The organism is Streptomyces kunmingensis (genome assembly GCF_039533535.1).
Classification (GTDB): domain Bacteria; phylum Actinomycetota; class Actinomycetes; order Streptomycetales; family Streptomycetaceae; genus Streptomyces; species Streptomyces kunmingensis.
In genome coordinates this window covers 188,618-205,531 of the sequence record NZ_BAAATS010000017.1, presented here as the reverse complement: position 1 = coordinate 205,531, position 16,914 = coordinate 188,618, and the positions used below count along the sequence as shown (strand labels likewise).

Annotated in this window: 16 protein-coding genes and 2 tRNA genes; 8 read left to right on the top strand and 10 right to left on the bottom strand. The window is 68.3% G+C overall.

The window, feature by feature from the left end; translation table 11 throughout:
* Positions 1-7 precede the first annotated feature (7 nt).
* Positions 8-91: transfer RNA gene (locus tag ABD366_RS20360), tRNA-Leu, on the bottom strand.
* Between the two features lie 384 nt (positions 92-475).
* Here ABD366_RS20360 and ABD366_RS20355 point away from each other — a divergent pair.
* From ABD366_RS20355 to pknB, 6 genes are all read left to right on the top strand, one after another.
* The gene (locus ABD366_RS20355; protein ID WP_324774574.1) at positions 476-1,339 is read left to right on the top strand and encodes an FHA domain-containing protein; all 864 of its coding nucleotides are present in this window, start codon (positions 476-478) and stop codon (positions 1,337-1,339) included.
* A 10-nt stretch (positions 1,340-1,349) separates the two neighbouring features.
* On the top strand, positions 1,350-1,871 hold the full coding sequence (locus tag ABD366_RS20350; RefSeq protein WP_324774576.1) for an FHA domain-containing protein FhaB/FipA: 522 nt from the start codon (positions 1,350-1,352) through the stop codon (positions 1,869-1,871).
* A gap of 137 nt (positions 1,872-2,008) precedes the next feature.
* A complete protein-coding gene (locus ABD366_RS20345) occupies positions 2,009-3,559 on the top strand; it encodes a Stp1/IreP family PP2C-type Ser/Thr phosphatase (RefSeq protein WP_324774578.1) in 1,551 nt (516 codons plus the stop codon).
* A gap of 25 nt (positions 3,560-3,584) precedes the next feature.
* On the top strand, positions 3,585-5,015 hold the full coding sequence (locus tag ABD366_RS20340) for an FtsW/RodA/SpoVE family cell cycle protein (RefSeq protein ID WP_324774580.1): 1,431 nt from the start codon (positions 3,585-3,587) through the stop codon (positions 5,013-5,015).
* Entirely contained in the window at positions 5,012-6,472 is a 1,461-nt protein-coding gene (locus tag ABD366_RS20335; protein ID WP_324774582.1) for a peptidoglycan D,D-transpeptidase FtsI family protein, read from the top strand. The genes ABD366_RS20340 and ABD366_RS20335 overlap by 4 nt, the downstream gene beginning before the upstream one ends.
* A gap of 210 nt (positions 6,473-6,682) precedes the next feature.
* A complete protein-coding gene (gene pknB / locus ABD366_RS20330) occupies positions 6,683-8,680 on the top strand; it encodes a Stk1 family PASTA domain-containing Ser/Thr kinase (protein WP_324774584.1) in 1,998 nt (665 codons plus the stop codon).
* A gap of 91 nt (positions 8,681-8,771) precedes the next feature.
* On the opposite strand, the gene ABD366_RS20325 is transcribed toward pknB, so the two are convergent.
* The 6 genes from ABD366_RS20325 to ABD366_RS20300 form a co-directional block, all read right to left on the bottom strand.
* The gene (locus ABD366_RS20325) at positions 8,772-9,530 is read right to left on the bottom strand and encodes a class E sortase (RefSeq protein ID WP_324774586.1); all 759 of its coding nucleotides are present in this window, start codon (positions 9,528-9,530) and stop codon (positions 8,772-8,774) included.
* Between the two features lie 50 nt (positions 9,531-9,580).
* Positions 9,581-10,945: a class E sortase gene (locus ABD366_RS20320; RefSeq protein ID WP_324774589.1), complete on the bottom strand. Its 1,365-nt coding sequence runs from the start codon at positions 10,943-10,945 to the stop codon at positions 9,581-9,583.
* Positions 10,942-11,625 (bottom strand): aminodeoxychorismate/anthranilate synthase component II, encoded by a 684-nt coding sequence (locus ABD366_RS20315; RefSeq protein WP_324774591.1) that lies wholly within the window; start codon positions 11,623-11,625, stop codon positions 10,942-10,944. The genes ABD366_RS20320 and ABD366_RS20315 overlap by 4 nt, the downstream gene beginning before the upstream one ends.
* Positions 11,622-11,783, bottom strand: a complete 162-nt coding sequence (locus ABD366_RS20310; protein ID WP_324774593.1) for a hypothetical protein — start codon at positions 11,781-11,783, stop codon at positions 11,622-11,624. Before ABD366_RS20310 ends, ABD366_RS20315 begins: the two co-directional genes overlap by 4 nt.
* Before the next feature lie 72 nt (positions 11,784-11,855).
* Positions 11,856-12,569 (bottom strand): class E sortase, encoded by a 714-nt coding sequence (locus ABD366_RS20305; RefSeq protein WP_324774596.1) that lies wholly within the window; start codon positions 12,567-12,569, stop codon positions 11,856-11,858.
* Between the two features lie 51 nt (positions 12,570-12,620).
* A complete protein-coding gene (locus ABD366_RS20300; protein WP_324774598.1) occupies positions 12,621-13,391 on the bottom strand; it encodes a DUF881 domain-containing protein in 771 nt (256 codons plus the stop codon).
* A 153-nt stretch (positions 13,392-13,544) separates the two neighbouring features.
* On the opposite strand from ABD366_RS20300, the gene crgA reads away from it, so the two are divergent.
* Positions 13,545-13,802: a cell division protein CrgA gene (crgA, locus tag ABD366_RS20295; protein WP_324774600.1), complete on the top strand. Its 258-nt coding sequence runs from the start codon at positions 13,545-13,547 to the stop codon at positions 13,800-13,802.
* A 323-nt stretch (positions 13,803-14,125) separates the two neighbouring features.
* On the opposite strand, the gene ABD366_RS20290 is transcribed toward crgA, so the two are convergent.
* Together ABD366_RS20290 and ABD366_RS20285 are read right to left on the bottom strand one after the other, a co-directional pair.
* The gene (locus tag ABD366_RS20290; protein WP_324774602.1) at positions 14,126-15,025 is read right to left on the bottom strand and encodes a rhomboid family intramembrane serine protease; all 900 of its coding nucleotides are present in this window, start codon (positions 15,023-15,025) and stop codon (positions 14,126-14,128) included.
* Positions 15,026-15,154: 129 nt separating this feature from the next.
* Positions 15,155-15,682, bottom strand: a complete 528-nt coding sequence (locus ABD366_RS20285) for a peptidylprolyl isomerase (RefSeq protein WP_324774604.1) — start codon at positions 15,680-15,682, stop codon at positions 15,155-15,157.
* Between the two features lie 263 nt (positions 15,683-15,945).
* On the opposite strand from ABD366_RS20285, the gene ABD366_RS20280 reads away from it, so the two are divergent.
* A complete protein-coding gene (locus ABD366_RS20280) occupies positions 15,946-16,644 on the top strand; it encodes a DUF5324 family protein (protein WP_324774606.1) in 699 nt (232 codons plus the stop codon).
* An 87-nt stretch (positions 16,645-16,731) separates the two neighbouring features.
* Here the strand turns inward: ABD366_RS20280 and ABD366_RS20275 are convergent.
* Positions 16,732-16,804 (bottom strand) — tRNA-Ala (locus tag ABD366_RS20275).
* Positions 16,805-16,914: the final 110 nt, after the last annotated feature.

Below are 16,914 nucleotides of genomic sequence, written 5' to 3'. Positions count from 1 at the left end.
TCAGCTGTGCGCGAGGGGGGAGTTGAACCCCCACGCCCTTTCGGGCACTGGAACCTGAATCCAGCGCGTCTGCCTATTCCGCCACCCGCGCATTGGGTGTGTCCTCCGGCTCTCGCCCTTTCGGGGTGAGCGCCTTCCGACATCCAGAAGATTAGCACGCTGCGGAGGGTGAATTCACATCCGTTTCCGGGGGCCCCTGGCGGGCACCTGACACGGCGGACCTCGCCGAACCGCGCCGGACACCGGCCCTCCACGGCCCGTCTCGGCGAGACGTCGACGTCTCCACAGCCGCGTACGGGACACTGTCCTGAGGCCACCTCTACGATCCTTCTTAAGAAGGGCTGTGAGCGTCGACACTCATCCACAGGGCGTGCAGGGGGAACCAGCCGATTTCCCGGCGCGTGGATACGATCAGTAAGCAGTACCGAGTTGGCGGCAGCGGCAAGCAGGGCGGCTACGAAGGAGGAGGTGCCCCATGGGAGTCCTGAAGAAGTTCGAGCAGCGGCTCGAGGGTCTGGTCAACGGCACCTTCGCCAAGGTCTTCAAGTCCGAGGTGCAGCCCGTCGAGATCGCGGGCGCACTGCAGCGCGAGTGCGACAACAACGCGACGATCTGGAACCGCGAGCGGACCGTCGTCCCCAATGACTTCATCGTGGAGCTGAGCGCGCCGGACTACGAGCGCCTGAGCCCCTACTCCGGGCAGCTCGGTGACGAACTGTCCGGCATGGTGCGCGACTACGCGAAGCAGCAGCGTTACTCCTTCATGGGCCCCATCAAGGTGCACCTGGAGAAGGCGGAGGACCTGGACACGGGTCTGTACCGGGTACGCAGCCGCACCCTCGCGTCGTCCACCAGTCAGGACCAGCCCGTCCAGCCCGAGCGCCCCACCGCGGCCCGTCCGAACCAGGCGCCCGGCGGGTACAGCTACCAGCAGCAGCCCTCTGCCGCACCGCCGATGCCGTCCGCGCCGCCGCCCGGCCGCCCGGCCCAGGCGGGGCCGGCCGCCGGCCCCGCGGCAGCGGCACAGCGCCCCGGAGCAGGACCGCTGCCCGGCACCCGCGTCCGTCACTGGATCGAGATCAACGGCAGCCGCCATCAGATCTCCCGGCCTACCCTCGTGCTGGGCCGGTCCACCGAGGCGGACGTACGGATTGACGACCCCGGCGTCTCGCGCCGGCACTGCGAGATCCGGACCGGAACGCCCTCGACGATCCAGGATCTGGGGTCCACCAACGGCATCGTGGTGGACGGGCAGCACACCACCCGCGCTACGCTCCGCGACGGCTCGCGGATCGTCGTGGGTCAAACCACCATCGTTTATCGGCAAGCCGAAGGGTGAAGCGGGGGCAATGTCAGAGCTGACCCTGACGGTCATGCGGCTGGGTTTCCTGGCCGTTCTGTGGCTGTTCGTGATCGTGGCCGTCCAGGTCATCCGTAGCGATCTGTTCGGAACGCGTGTCACGCAGCGCGGCGCGCGCCGCGAGGGCGCGCGTCCGCAGCAGACCGCCCGGCAGGCGGCCACGCCGCCTGCGCCCCAGCGCCAGCAGCAGAGCGGTGGCGGGCGGCAGCGCCGTGGCGCCCCCTCCAAGCTGGTCGTCTCCGAAGGCACCCTCACGGGTACGACGGTGGCGCTGCAGGGGCAGACGATCACGCTCGGCCGCGCGCACGACAGCACGATCGTCCTGGACGACGACTACGCGTCCAGCAGGCACGCCAGGATCTATCCGGACCGGGACGGCCAGTGGATCGTCGAGGATCTCGGGTCCACCAACGGCACGTATCTCGACCGGACCCGTCTCACGACCCCCACGCCGGTCCCGCTGGGCGCACCGATCCGCATCGGCAAGACCGTCATCGAGCTGCGGAAGTAGTGCTACATCATGAATGAGCGCGAGCGGAGCGAGCGAGCCGACGCGGCGGTCCACCAACAGGACACCGGCGCGCTCCCGACCGGAGGGTGGGCACCGTGCGGATGTACCCGGAGTCAGATGCCACGGGGCAGGTGCGCATGAGTCTGTCACTGCGTTTCGCCGCCGGATCGCACAAGGGCATGATCCGCGAGGGCAACGAGGATTCCGGTTACGCCGGTCCGCGTCTGCTCGCGATCGCCGACGGCATGGGGGGGCAGGCCGCCGGTGAGGTGGCCTCGTCCGAGGTGATCTCCACCATCGTCGCGCTCGACGACGACGTGCCGGGATCCGACATCCTGACCTCGCTGGGCACCGCCGTGCAGCGGGCCAACGACCAGCTCCGCATGATGGTCGAGGAGGACCCCCAGCTCGAAGGCATGGGGACCACCCTCACGGCTCTCCTGTGGACCGGCCAGCGCCTCGGTCTCGTACACGTCGGCGACTCGCGCGCGTACCTGCTGCGCGACGGCGTGCTCACGCAGATCACCCAGGACCACACGTGGGTGCAGCGCCTCGTCGACGAGGGCCGCATCACCGAGGAGGAAGCCACCACGCACCCGCAGCGCTCGCTGCTGATGCGCGCGCTGGGCAGCGGCGACCACGTCGAGCCCGACCTCTCCATCCGTGAGGTGCGGGCCGGTGACCGGTACCTGATCTGCTCCGACGGCCTGTCCGGCGTCGTCTCCCACCAGACGATGGAGGAGACGCTCGCCAGCTACCAGGGCCCGCAGGAGACGGTCCAGGACCTGATCCAGCTCGCCCTGCGCGGCGGCGGCCCCGACAACGTCACGGTGATCGTCGCCGACGTGCTCGACATCGACGGCGGGGACACCCTCGCCGGCCAGATCTCCGACGCCCCCGTCATCGTGGGCGCGGTCGCCGAGAACCAGCACCAGCTGCACGACGGCGGCGCCATGGAGACCCCGGCCGGCCGCGCCTCCAACCTGGGCCGTCCGGTGCCGGGCCAAGGCGGCGGCGGTGGCGGCGAGTTCGGTCCGCCCGGTAGCGGGGACACCGCCGACTACGCGCCCGAGGGGGGTTTCGGCGCGTATGCGGACGAGGACTTCGAGAAGCCGCGCCGCGGCCGCAAGTGGGTCAAGAGATCGCTCTACACCGTGCTCGCGCTCGCCGTCATCGGCGGTGGCCTCTACGGCGGTTACCGCTGGACGCAGACGCAGTACTTCGTCGGCTCGAACGACGAGCACGTGGCGCTCTACCGCGGCATCAACCAGGACCTCGCCTGGGTGAGCCTGTCCAAGGTCGAGAAGGACCACCCGGAGATCGAGCTCAAGTACCTGCCGCCGTACCAGAAGAAGCAGGTCGAGGCGACGATCGCGGAAGGTGACCTGGCAGCCGCCCAGGACAAGATCGTGGAGCTGTCCGCGCAGGCCGGCGCGTGCAAGAAGCAGGCCGAGCGGCAGCAGGCCGAGAACGAGAACAACGCGAAGACCGGCGAGGGCGAGGCCGGCGGCACCACCTCCAAGGCGTCGTTCCGCAAGGTGACGCCCACGCCGAACCCGTCGGACTCGCCCGACCCGTCGAACTCGCCGTCCGGCAAGGCGAAGTCACCGTCATCTCCCACGCCCACCCCTGGCCCCACTCTTTCCGAGGAAGAGCAGCAGCTGGCCAAGGCGTGCGCACAGCAGTAGAAGCCGTTGGGGGCCACAGCACGCCATGAGTAGTAGTTCCACGACCCATACGTCGACCATCGGCGCGATCGGCGCACCCAGCCGGCGCAACACCGAGCTGGCGCTCCTTGCGTTCGCGGTGGTCATCCCCGTCTTCGCGTACGCCAACGTGGGCCTCGCCATCGACGGCGAACTGCCCGCGGGCCTGCTCGGCTACGGCCTCGGCCTCGGCCTGCTCGCCGGCGTCGCCCACATCGTCGTACGCAAGTTCGCGGCCTACGCGGACCCGCTGCTGCTGCCCCTGGCGACGCTGCTCAACGGGCTGGGTCTGGTCGTCATCTGGCGGCTCGACCAGTCCGAACGGCTGCAGCGCCTGGGCAAGCTGGCCTACGGCGCGTTCAGCCCGTCGGCGCCCAAGCAGCTGATGTACTCGGCCATCGGCATCGCCCTGTTCGTCGGCGTACTGATGCTGCTCAAGGATCACCGCATCCTGCAGCGCTACACGTACATCTCGATGGTCGGCTCCATCATCCTGCTGCTGCTCCCGCTGGTCCCCGGTCTCGGTATGAACGTCTTCGGCGCCAAGATCTGGATCCACATCGGCGGCTTCTCCATCCAGCCGGGTGAGTTCGCCAAGATCGTCATCGCGATCTTCTTCGCCGGCTACCTGATGGTGAAGCGGGACGCGCTGGCACTCGCCAGCCGCCGTTTCCTGGGTCTCTACCTGCCCCGCGGACGTGACCTGGGCCCGATCATCGTCGTCTGGGCGATGTCGATCCTGATCCTCGTCTTCGAGACGGACCTCGGTACGTCGCTGCTGTTCTTCGGCATGTTCGTCGTCATGCTGTACGTCGCCACCGAGCGCACCAGCTGGATCGTCTTCGGTCTGCTGATGTCCGCGGTCGGCGCGGTCAGCGTCGCCAGCTTCGAACCGCACGTGCAGGAGCGTGTCGACGCCTGGCTGAACCCGTTCTCCGACTCGGTCATCGCCTCCACCGGCTCCGACCAGATCGCCCAGTCCCTGATGGCGTTCGGCTCCGGCGGCGTGCTCGGCACCGGCCTCGGCCAGGGCAACTCCGACCTGATCGGCTTCGCCGCCAACTCCGACTTCGTCCTCGCCACGTACGGCGAGGAGATGGGCCTGGCCGGCGTCATGGCCGTCCTGCTCATCTACGGGCTGATCGTCGAGCGCGGCGTGCGCACCGCCCTCGCCGCCCGCGACCCCTTCGGCAAGCTGCTCGCCGTCGGTCTCTCCGGCGCCTTCGCCATCCAGGTGTTCGTCGTCGCCGGCGGTGTCATGGGCCTCATCCCGCTGACCGGTATGACCATGCCGTTCCTCGCCTACGGCGGTTCCTCCGTCATCGCGAACTGGGCACTCGTCGGCATCCTCATCCGCATCAGCGACACCGCCCGCCGCCCGGCGCCCTCGCCCGCCCCCAGCCCCGACGCCGAGATGACCCAGGTGGTCCGACCGTGAACAAGCCCCTGCGCCGCATCGCGATCTTCTGTGGTCTGCTCGTCCTCGCCCTGCTGATCCGCGACAACTGGCTCCAGTACGTGCAGGCCGACTCCCTGCAGTCGCACGAGAAGAACCGCCGCGTCACCATCGAGCGCTACGCCCAGCCGCGCGGCAACATCATCGTCGACGGCAAGCCCATCACCGGCTCCAAGGCGACCTCCGGCACCGACCTCAAGTACAAGCGGACCTGGAAGGACGGGCCCATGTGGTCGCCCGTCACCGGTTACGCCTCGCAGATCGTCGGCGCCACCCAGATCGAGTCCATCGAGGACGGCATCCTCACCGGCAACGACGACCGGCTCTTCTTCCGCCGCACCCTCGACATGATCACGGGCAAGCAGAAGGAGGGCGGCAACGTCACGACCACCCTGAACGCCGCCGCGCAGAAGGCCGCGTACGACGGCCTGAAGACGCGCGGCAAGGGTGCCGTGGCCGCCATCGAGCCCTCCACCGGCAAGATCCTCGCGCTCGCCTCCACGCCGTCCTACGACCCCTCGGTCTTCGCCGGCAACTCCACCAAGGACAGCGAGACGTTCGGCAAGCTCGACAAGGACAAGGACAAGCCGCTCCTGAACCGGGCGCTGCGCGAGACGTACCCGCCGGGCTCCACGTTCAAGCTGGTCACGGCCGCGGCCGCCCTGGAGAGCGGTAAGTACGCCCCGGACAAGGCGACCGAGACCCCGCTGCCGTGGACGATGCCGGGCACCACGCAGCCGCTGCCGAACGAAGGCAACATCCCTTGTGAGAACGCGACGCTGCGGGTCGCCCTGAAGGTCTCCTGCAACACCGTCTTCGGCAAGATCGGCTCCGACCTCGGCAGGGACGAGATGCTCAAGGAAGCCGAGAAGTTCGGCTTCAACAAGCAGCAGTTCGTTCCGGTCCGCTCCAACGCGTCGAACTTCGACGACGACATGAACGAGTCGCAGACGGCCCTGTCCTCCATCGGCCAGTACAACACCGCCGCCACCCCGCTCCAGATGGCCATGGTCGCCTCCGCGATCGCGAACGACGGCAAGCTCATGGAGCCGTACATGGTCGACGAGCTCCAGGCCCCGAGCCTCGACACCATCGAGAAGACGGAGCCGAAGGAGATGAGCCGGCCGCTCTCCGAGGAGAACGCGCAGCTGCTCCAGTCGATGATGGAGACGGTCGTCAACGACGGCACCGGCACCAACGCCAAGATCCCCGGCGTCACCGTCGGCGGCAAGACCGGTACGGCCCAGCACGGCGTCGACAACAGCGAGAATCCGTACGCCTGGTTCGTCTCGTACGCGAAGACGACTTCGGGCTCACCGGTCGCCGTTGCCGTCGTGGTCGAGGACAGCGACGCCAGCCGCCAGGACATCTCGGGTGGCGGTCTCGCCGCCCCGATCGCGAAGAGCGTGATGGAAGCGGTCATCGGTAAGAAGGGGTGACCCGGTGACGGGGGCCACCGGGAGGTCACTCCTCCTTGTGACCCCGGTCACCCGTTCTTCACATAGGCGCACGTGGCGATACCGGTCCTGTCACGGCTCCCGGTGGTGGCCAGGTCATGCCGCGCAGGCCGGGTACGGTATGCCCGGACAGCACACCGCCCGACCCCGCACGGGACGGTCGGGACCGACGGAGAGGGCTGGTAGGTAACCATGGAAGAGCCGCGTCGCCTCGGCGGCCGGTACGAGCTGGGCCACGTGCTCGGCCGTGGTGGCATGGCCGAGGTCTACCTCGCGCATGACTCCCGGCTGGGGCGCACGGTGGCGGTGAAGACGCTGCGGGTGGACCTCGCGCGCGACCCGTCGTTCCAGGCCCGGTTCCGCCGGGAGGCCCAGTCGGCCGCCTCGCTCAACCATCCCGCGATCGTGGCGGTGTACGACACGGGCGAGGACTACGTCGACCAGGTCTCCATCCCGTACATCGTGATGGAGTACGTCGACGGCTCCACGCTCCGCGAGCTCCTGCACAGCGGCCGCAAGCTGCTGCCCGAGCGCGCCATGGAGATGACCGTCGGCATCCTCCAGGCCCTGGAGTACTCGCACCGGGCGGGCATCGTCCACCGCGACATCAAGCCCGCCAACGTGATGCTGACCCGTAACGGCCAGGTCAAGGTCATGGACTTCGGCATCGCCCGCGCCATGGGCGACTCCGGCATGACGATGACGCAGACCGCGGCGGTCATCGGCACCGCGCAGTACCTGTCCCCCGAGCAGGCCAAGGGCGAGCAGGTCGACGCCCGCTCCGACCTGTACTCGACCGGCTGTCTGCTCTACGAGCTCCTCACCGTGCGGCCACCGTTCGTCGGCGACTCCCCGGTCGCGGTCGCGTACCAGCACGTACGCGAAGAGGCACAGGCCCCCAGCGTCTTTGACGCCGAGATCACGCCCGAGATGGACGCGATCGTCCTCAAGGCCCTCACCAAGGACCCGGACTACCGCTACCAGTCGGCCGACGAGATGCGCGCCGACATCGAGGCCTGTCTCGACGGCCAGCCCGTCGCCGCCACCGCCGCCATGGGCGCGGTCGGCTACGGCGGGACCGACGGCTACGGGTCCGACCAGCAGACCGCGATGCTGCGCCCGCAGAACGGCGCGGCGCCCACCTCGATGCTGCCCCCGGTCAACGCGGACGACGGCGGCTACGGCTACGACGACCGCCCCGACCGGCGCAAGCAGGGCAAGAACCGCACCTCGACGATCCTTCTGGTCGTCGCCGGCATCCTCGTCCTGGTCGGCGCGATCCTCATCGGCAAGTACGTCTCCAGTGGTGACGGTGGCGAGGGCGACATCACCGTGCCGTCCCTGATCGGCGAGACGTTCCAGGACGCCCAGCAGAAAGCCGAGAACGTCGACCTGAAGGTCGTCCGCGGCGACAGCATGGCGTGCGAGGACCAGGCCGCCAAGCGCGTCTGCGAACAGAGCCCGAAGGACGGCAAGGTCGCCAAGGGCGACACGATCACCGTCAACATGTCGACGGGTGCGCCGAAGATCGCGGTCCCGAACGTCAAGGGTCTGCCCTACGACGAGGCCGTCTCCGAGCTGAAGGACAAGGGCTTCACGAACATCTCCAAGGAGACCGCCGAGTCCGACCGCGACCCCGGCACGGTCACCAAGCAGGACCCGAACAGCGGCAAGCTCGAAAAGGGCGCCAAGATCACGCTGACGGTGGCCACGGAGAAGCAGACCGTCCAGGTCCCCGACGTCTCCAGCGGCAAGAACCTCACCTGCGACCAGGCGAAGCAGCAGCTCGAGGCGAGCAACCTCAAGGCCAGCTGCACCGAGGAGGAGACCGCCGACGTCGAAGCCGGCAAGGTCTTCTCCCAGAACCTCTCCGCGGGCACCGAGGCCGACCCGGGCTCCACGGTCCAGCTGAAGGTGGCGAAGGCGCCCGCGCAGAAGGCGGTCCCCGGCGTCGTCGGCCAGAAGGTCAAGGACGCCAAGAAGATGCTGCAGGACGCGGGCTTCACGAACATCCAGTTCGCCGGCGGCAGCGACCAGGGTGACGATGCCCGGGTCATCCAGCAGGACCCCGCCGCCAACACCCCCTCCGACCCCGCCAACACCACGGTCACCCTGACCACGATGGGTGGCGGCGGCAACGGGGGCAACGGCGACAACGGCGGCTTCATCGGAGGCTTCGGCGACCGCTGACCCGCCCCCTTCGGTACACGACGGAGCCCCGATCCCTGAGCAGGGATCGGGGCTCCGTCGTTGCGGGGTCCCAGGACCTGTCCGACAGGCCCTAGCGGAGTTCCTCGGGCGGCGTCCGGTCGCTGTCCACCTTCTCGACCCGCTCCAGCTCGCCCCACACCACGTACCGGTAGTGCGACGTGTAGACCGGCGTGCACGTCGTCAGCGTGATGTAGTGGCCGGCCTTCTTCTTCCCCGATTCCTTGGGGATCCGTCCCAGGACATCCACGTTGTACTTCGAGGTCTCCGGAAGAATGTCGTAGACCTTGTAGACGTACCACTTGTCCTTGGACTCGTAGACGATCGCGTCGCCCTTTTTGATCTTGTCGATGTTGTGGAACTTGGCGCCGTGCCCGTCCCGGTGCGCGGCCAGGGAGAAGTTCCCCTCCTTGCCGGTGGTCGGCAGCGCCGCCTTCACGGGGTCCGTGTAGTAGCCGGCCACACCGTCGTTGAGGACCTTGGGCGTCGTGCCCTTCTCGACCAGGACCTCGCCCTTGCTCATCGACGGCACATGCAGGAACCCGATGCCGTCCTTGGTGTCCAGCGCCCCCGGCCCGGTCTGCTGCGACCAGTGGTCACGGACCTTGTCGCCCTGCTTGTGCGCGGCCCGGTCGGCCACCACGTTCGTCCACCACAGCGAGTAGACGACGAACAGGCCGAGCAACAGGCCACCGGTGATGAGCAGTTCACCGAAGACACTGACGGCCGTCGCGATACGCCCACGACGGGGCCGGGACGAGGTGGCCTTCGTGCCGCTGCCGGCCTCTTCCCCGTGGTCGGCCTCTTCCTCGCGGTCGGTCGTCGCTGCCACTGCGTGTTGCCCCGTCCCTGTGCCCTGAAGTGCCTGATACCGCTGCCCGCTCAGCCGACGAGCGCGTCCGGCTTGCCCTTGCTGCGCGGCCGCTCCTCGACCATCTTGCCCCAGACGATCATTCGATACGTACTGGTGAATTCCGGCGTGCAGGTCGTGAGCGTGATGTAGCGGCCCGCGGTGGTGAATCCGGAGCCCACGGGGACCGGATTGATCACCGCCGTGTTCGACGGAGGCGTCTGCGGCAGGATGTTCGCCATCTTGTACACGTAGTACTTGTCCTGCGTCTCGACCACGATCGGATCGCCGGGCTTCAGCTGGTTGATGTACCGGAACGGCTCGCCGTGCGTGTTGCGATGGCCCGCCAGCGCGAAGTTCCCGGTCTTCGCGTCGGGCATCGCGGTCGGGATGCTGTCCTCGCCGTAGTGCCCGACCATGCCCTTGTCGAGGACCTTGGTCTTGCTGATGCCCTCCGCGATCGGCACCACGACATCCAGCTTCGGGATGTAGAGAATCGCGAAGCCCTGCCCGGGCTCGAACGTGTCCGGCTTGCCCTTGCCGTTCGCCCAGTCGTCCTCGAGGTGGTGCCGTGCGTTGCCCGCGAGGTTGTGGGCCCGGATGTTCGACCACCACAGCTGGTAGGTGACGAAGAGCAGCATCAACACCCCGATGCTGATGAAGACTTCGCCGATCCCCCGGCTCACGAGGACCCCGGCGGTGGGCTTGGCCGCCCGCGCGGCCCGCCGCGCCTCCACCCTCGTCAGCGGCTTCCCGTCGTCCTCCGCGGGGGCGGCCTCCGGCATGCCTCCCGCCCGGCGCCGGCCGCCACCGCCCTTCTTTGCGGCCTTCCTGCGCGCGGCCCGGCCACCGGTGGCGGGCGTCCCGGACCCGGATTCCGAGGCGGACTCGGGCTCCTGCTCCGGTTCCGATCCGGCCTCTTCCCGGGGCCGCGGCACGGTCTCGCGCTCGCGGTCGCGGTCGGGCTCGCGGTCGGGCCGGGAGGGAGGCCGCGGATGAGTCCGGGGCTGAGGCTGTGACTGAGACTGGGGCTGGGGCTGGGGCTGAGACGGGGGCCGGGGCTCCACTATTCGCCGCGTGTCAGCGGTCCGCAGCGCCACCGTCTCGTCATCCCGTACGGGTGCCTGCTGCGCCCCAGGAGCCCCGCCGTACCAGTCCTGGGCATACCCCTCGGGGTCGTACCACTCCGGCTCGGGCTCGACGCGCTGCGGCCCGGGCTCCACCCGCTCCGGCTCGGACCCCTGCGCCGCCGGCTCCGCCTCCTGCTCCGCGCCCGCCGCCCGGAACCACGGCGACGGATGCTGCCCCGGCAGCGGGTCGTTCAACGGGTCGTCGAGGCCCCTGACGGCTTCCTCGAATCCGCCGGCGCCGCCCGGCTCGGGGCGCAGCGCGGTCACGCCGAGGCCCTGCCCACGACCGGCGCGAGCCCGGCCGACCGGCCCACCGCCTCCCTGTCCCCGCACTCGGCGAGCCAGTTCGCCAGCATCAGATGCCCGTACTCGGTGAGAACGGACTCCGGGTGGAACTGGACGCCCTCCACGGGCAGTTCACGGTGGCGCAGCCCCATCACGATGCCGTCCTCGGTCCGCGCGGTCACCTCCAGCTCGGCCGGTACGGTGCCGGGTTCGGCAGCCAGCGAGTGGTAGCGGGTCGCTGTGAACGGGTCGGGCAGCCCCGCGAAGACGCCCTTTCCTCCGTGCCGTACGAGCGAGGTCTTGCCGTGCAGCAGCTCCGGCGCCCGGTCCACCACTCCGCCGTACGCGACCTGCATCGACTGCATGCCGAGGCAGACCCCGAAGACCGGCACGCCGGTCGCCGCGCAGTGCCGCACCATCTCGATACAGACCCCGGCCTGCTCGGGAGCGCCCGGCCCCGGGCTGAGCAGCACGCCGTCGAAACCGTCCTGCGCGTGCGCCGTACTCACCTCGTCGTTGCGCAGCACCTCGCACTCGGCACCCAGCTGGTACAGGTACTGGACGAGGTTGAAGACGAAGCTGTCGTAGTTGTCGACGACGAGAATGCGTGTCTTACGGGCTTCGCGGGATACGCGGGATTCACGGGTCTCGAGCGTGCTCACTGGCCGTCCACCGTCACATCGTTGAAGGGCAGCAACGGCTCGGCCCACGGGAAGACGTACTGGAAGAGGACGTAGACCACGGCCAGGGCCAGCACGATCGAGATCGCCGCCCTCAGCCATGCGTTCCCCGGCAGATGCCGCCAGATCCAGCCGTACATGCCGGTCGCTCCCTTTGACAGTCCCTCAACACCATCACCGCACGGCCTCAGCCGTTGCCGTACGGCACCAGACTAACGGCGCAACGCCTCCGGTTTCCCGGCCTCCACAGGCTGAGTGGCATCCAAATGCGCCCAGACGATCAACCGGTGGCTGTGGCCCCACTCCGGTTCACAGGTGGTGAGCGTCAGATAGCGGCCCGGCTCCTGGTACCCGGACTTGCGCGGCACGGGATCGACGACCGCGACGTCGCTGGGCAGCGTCTTGTACGGCCCACTATCGATCCGGTACGTGAACCAGGTCGTGCCGTCGGTCAGCACCACGGCGTCCCCGGGCCGCAGCTTCGGAAAGTCCTTGAACGGGTCCCCGTACGTACGCCGGTGCCCGGCGACCGCGAAGTTCCCCTTCTGCCCGAGCTGAGCCGTGCCGGAGTAGTGACCGAGCCCCTTCTTGAGAGTCCCGACCTTCGTGTCCTCGAGCACGGGCTTGTTCCACGTGAAACCAAGCCGCGGGATGTACATCAGGGCGAACGGCTTGCCGTCCTTGTACGCGGCCGGCTTCGGCGGTGAGGCATCGGCGGGCGCCCCGGAACCGGGCGAGGACGGAGTCGATGGCGACCCGGTGGCGACCGGTCGCTTGGCCCACTGGTCCTGGAGGTCGTCGATCTGCCGGTCCATCGCACTGTCGGCCTTCACGCCGGTCCAGAACAGCACGTACACGACGAACAGCACGATCACGGCGCCGACGGTGATGCACAGCTCGCTCAACGTCCTGACGACGACTCGCACCGTGACTCCCACCGACACCGACGGCCTCCCCCGTCCCGGGTGTTACTGCGGCTACTGCACCGGCTTCGCGTAGTGGAGATCCACTGTGCCCGAGTACGCGGGAAGAGTCACCGCTCCGTCGTCCTCGACTTTCCAGCCGAGTCCGTAGGCGTTGACGTAGAGCATGTAGTTCTGGATCTCGGGGGAGGCCGCGACGGCCTGCTTCAGCTTCTCCGCGTCACCGACCGCGGTGATCTTGTACGGGGGCGAGTAGACGCGGCCCTGCAGGATCAGGGTGTTGCCCACACAGCGCACGGCGGAGGTGGAGATCAGGCGCTGGTCCATCACCTGGACGCCCTTGGCGCCGCCGTGCCACAGCGCGTTCACGACGGCCTGGAGGTCCTGCTGGTGGATGACCAGATCGTTCGGCTGGGGCTCGGGGTAACCGGGGAGCTTGGCGGTGGCGTTCGGCGGGGCGTCATCGAGCGTGACGGAGACGGCCTCGCCCTTCAGCTTCTTCGTCCCCGAGGCCTTCTCCAGGCCGTCCAGCTTCTCGTCCTCGGCCTTCGTCGACCCGTCGTCGCGCTCGGCCAGCGCCTCGACGTCGCCGCGCACCCCGCTGTTGCCCTCTTCCAGCTCCTTGTTCTTGTGGCTGCGCTCCTGGATGAGATCGGAGAGCTTCAAAAGGGACGTATCCGTACGGATATTGGTGCCCTTGGCCGTATTGAAACTGGTGAAGAAGATGAGCCCGGCGAGGGCGAAAACGCCCACAGTGAGCAGCCGCACCGGCCGGAAGCGGACGCGGGCGGACCTGTTGTTGTCAGGGTCGGCAGAATTGCTCAACGTACCCTTATCTCCTTCGACGCCGCGGAAGCACTACGCTAACGGACGCCCGGGGGAGCGCTCGGATTCACCAAAGCTTCCCCTTGTACGCTGCTCCGGAGCCAGCCCACGTCCCCTGCGCGGCCACGCAGCGCATCGACAGGAGAGACCCTCGTGCCGAAGTCACGTATCCGCAAGAAGGCCGACTACACGCCGCCGCCGGCGTCCAAGCAGGCAGCCAATATCAAGCTGACCAACCGCGGCTGGGTAGCCCCGGTGATGCTCGCGATGTTCCTCATCGGGCTCGCTTGGATCGTGGTCTTCTATGTGACCGACGGGTCGATGCCGATCGACGCCCTCGGCAACTGGAACATCGTCGTCGGCTTCGGCTTCATCGCCGCCGGCTTCGGTGTCTCCACGCAGTGGAAGTAGCCGGCCCTTCAGTAGCCGGACCTCCAGTAGCCGGGCCCCCGTGGCCCGGCCCCCGGCACGGCCCCTCACCAGCTCTGCCCCAAGCTATCCACTGAGTTATCCACAGGTTTTCCACATGGGGAAAAGGTCAGACGATCTGTGGATAACCCTCCGGATGTTGACGCCGGTGTGACCGGTCAGGTCACGCTCGACCATCTGTTCGCCCCTTGTCCTTCCTGGGAAAACCCAGCTCAGGGACGAGGGGCACAGTTGTTCCCCACGGCATGCACAAGATCCGGCACACGCTGTGGACAACGTCGGTCACCATCAGTGGGCAACCGGGCTCAAGTGAGCTGGGCGGTCCTGACCACGACGGTGACGAGCACGACGACGAGCACCAGTGCACAGACCCCGTACTGCACGAGAGCGCGCCGCTCACGCGAGGCATGCACCATGGCGTACCCGACGACGAGCCCACCTACGAGGCCGCCGATGTGGGCCTGCCAGGAGATGTTGAAGGCCGGGTTGAAGGTGAAGATCAGGTTGATCACGAGCAGGCCGATGAGCGGCCGCAAGTCGTAGTTCAGCCGCCGCATCAGGATGGCCGTCGCGCCGAAAAGTCCGAAGATGGCCCCGGAGGCGCCGAGCGATCCCTGGGCAGGGTCGGCAAGCAGATAGCTGAGTGCGCTGCCCGCGAGTCCGGAGACGAAATAGAGGGACAGATAGCGGGCCCGGCCGAGCGCTGCCTCCAGGGGGCCACCGATCCACCACAGGCTGAGCAGGTTGAAGGCGATGTGGAGGTAGCTGCCGTGCAGGAACATCGCGGTCAGCAGCCGGTACCACTGGCCTTCGGCGACTCCCTGCGGGCCGCTCAGCCCGGGCATCAGGGCATGACCGATCATCTCGAACCGGTAGGTGAACGGGTTCCCGACCGTCTGCTGCACCACAAAGGCGGCGAGGCAGATCCCGATGAGGATCTTCGTGACAAGGCGCGGGTCGGCAGCGATCGTGCCCCCGGCCACGGTCCGCGGCTGATTCGCACTCGGCGCGTGCCCCGTACCGGAACCCCCGCGAACGCACTCGGGGCACTGGAATCCGACCGAGGCGCTGATCATGCACTCGGGGCAGATGGGCCGCTCACAACGCACGCAGCGGATGCCGGTCTCCTGGGCCGGATGCCGGTAGCAGCCGGGCAGGCCCTGGGCGTCCTGTGGTTCCTGCGGGCTGCCGGGCGCCTGGTCCATGACGGTCGTCCCCTCGGATGAAGCGGTGTGGTTCGTGGACGTCGAAGCCGCCGTGCGGGCAACGCGGCGCCCCGCTCATCCTTACGGACGGGCGGGGCGAATTGGTTCCCTGCGGGCCACCGGGTCGAGTCAGCGGGTCTCCACAACGACCGATTCGATGATCACGTCCTTGACGGGCCGGTCGGTGCGCGGGTTCGTCTGCGTGGTGGCGATGGTGTCGACGACCTTCTGGCCTGCCGCGTCGACGACCTCACCGAAGATCGTGTGCTTACGGGTCAGCCAGGCGGTCGGCGAGACGGTGATGAAGAACTGCGACCCGTTCGTCCCCGGTCCCGCGTTGGCCATGGCGAGCAGGTAGGGCTTGGTGAAGGCCAGGTCGGGGTGGAACTCGTCCTCGAACTGGTAGCCCGGGCCGCCCGTCCCGTTACCCAGCGGATCGCCGGCCTGGATCATGAAGCCGCTGATCACCCGGTGGAAGATCGTGCCGTCGTAGAGCGGGGCGTCGGACTTCTCGCCGGTCTCCGGGTTGGTCCACTCACGCTCGCCCTTGGCGAGCTCCACGAAGTTCTTGACCGTCTTGGGCGCGTGGTTCGGCAGGAGCCTGACCTCGATGTCGCCCAGGTTGGTCTTGAGGGTGGCGTACAGCTGCTCGGCCACGGTCTGCCTTCCGTTGTCTTCTGTGCCCTGCCGATCCTCCCACGGCTCCAGGAGGCGTCAGAGGTTTCAGCCAGGCAAAACCGGTCTACTCGTCACCGAGGAGGCGCGCCCCGCCACGATCCGTGGCATTGTCGTCGCCAGGTCCCCAACCGCTTCTTTTTGAGTCCTAGCAAGCCTTTCCCCGCATTGATGCTTCTGGCAGGCATGATCCGCAAAAGGGTGGAAAGGTGAAATACCTGTACGCCACCGAGGAGGAGGATCCCGTGACCCGCATTGACAGCGTGCGCGCCGCGACCGGCTCGGCGAAGGACAGCGTGCTGCACGCCGCGGACGTGGTGGCGCCCTACGCAGAGACGGCCAAGGACCGTGCGACGCAGTACGCGCACGAAGCGCGCGTCGTGCTCGGCCCCAAGGTCTCGCAGGCCGCCCAGCAGGCGCGCGCCCAGTACGGCGCCCATCTGGCTCCGCGTATTGAGCAGGCACGCACCCATGTCCCGCCGAAGGTCGACCACGCCGCGCACGAAGCAGCCGTCCGTACCCGTCAGGCTGCCCGGCAGGCCGCCGAGTATTCGAAGCCCCGCATCGAGCAGGCCGTCGCGTCGGCCCAGCCGGTACGCGAGGAGGCGACGGCCCGCAGCATCGCCGCCCTTGCCGCACTGCGCGGGCAGGTCTCCCCGAAGGAGATCCACAAGCTGGTCCGCAAGCACGAGCGCCGGGCCCGCGCCGGCCGCCTCGCCAAGGGCGTGGTCGTGCTGGGTCTCGTGGCGGGCGGCGCCTACGTCGCCTGGAAGTGGTGGGACAAGCAGGCCAACCCGGACTGGCTGGTCGAACCGCCTGCCGCCACCGAAGTACCGGACGGTGCTCCGCTGACCTCTGTCGACGGCAGCGGCCAGGACGTCCTCGACCCGGAGGTCCAGGCCAAGCAGGCCGAGGCGGAGGCCAACCCGGAAGACACCCGCTGACCGCTGAGCCCGCCCCGCGCTGCACAGCCCCACGTATGACGAAGCCCCTCCGGCCAGGGAAAACCTGGCTGAAGGGGCTTCGGGCTGTGGAGCCTAGGGGAGTCGAACCCCTGACATCTGCCATGCAAAGACAGCGCTCTACCAACTGAGCTAAGGCCCCGAAAACGGTGCGTCCCACCAGAGGATCAATTCCTCGGGTGAGCACCGCGGACCAGACTACCGGGTCTCCCCCCGGATCTCGCAAAAGGATTGGGGGTCCCGGCGGGCGAC

Coding starts and splice junctions, on each gene's coding strand:
- ABD366_RS20345 (WP_324774578.1), top strand. CDS start 2,009: ATGAGTCTGTCACTGCGTTTCGCCGCCGGATCGCACAAGGGCATGATC.
- ABD366_RS20290 (WP_324774602.1), bottom strand. CDS start 15,025: ATGGACCAGGCGCCCGGCAGCCCGCAGGAACCACAGGACGCCCAGGGC.
- ABD366_RS20355 (WP_324774574.1), top strand. CDS start 476: ATGGGAGTCCTGAAGAAGTTCGAGCAGCGGCTCGAGGGTCTGGTCAAC.
- ABD366_RS20350 (WP_324774576.1), top strand. CDS start 1,350: ATGTCAGAGCTGACCCTGACGGTCATGCGGCTGGGTTTCCTGGCCGTT.
- ABD366_RS20340 (WP_324774580.1), top strand. CDS start 3,585: ATGAGTAGTAGTTCCACGACCCATACGTCGACCATCGGCGCGATCGGC.
- ABD366_RS20310 (WP_324774593.1), bottom strand. CDS start 11,783: ATGTACGGCTGGATCTGGCGGCATCTGCCGGGGAACGCATGGCTGAGG.
- pknB (WP_324774584.1), top strand. CDS start 6,683: ATGGAAGAGCCGCGTCGCCTCGGCGGCCGGTACGAGCTGGGCCACGTG.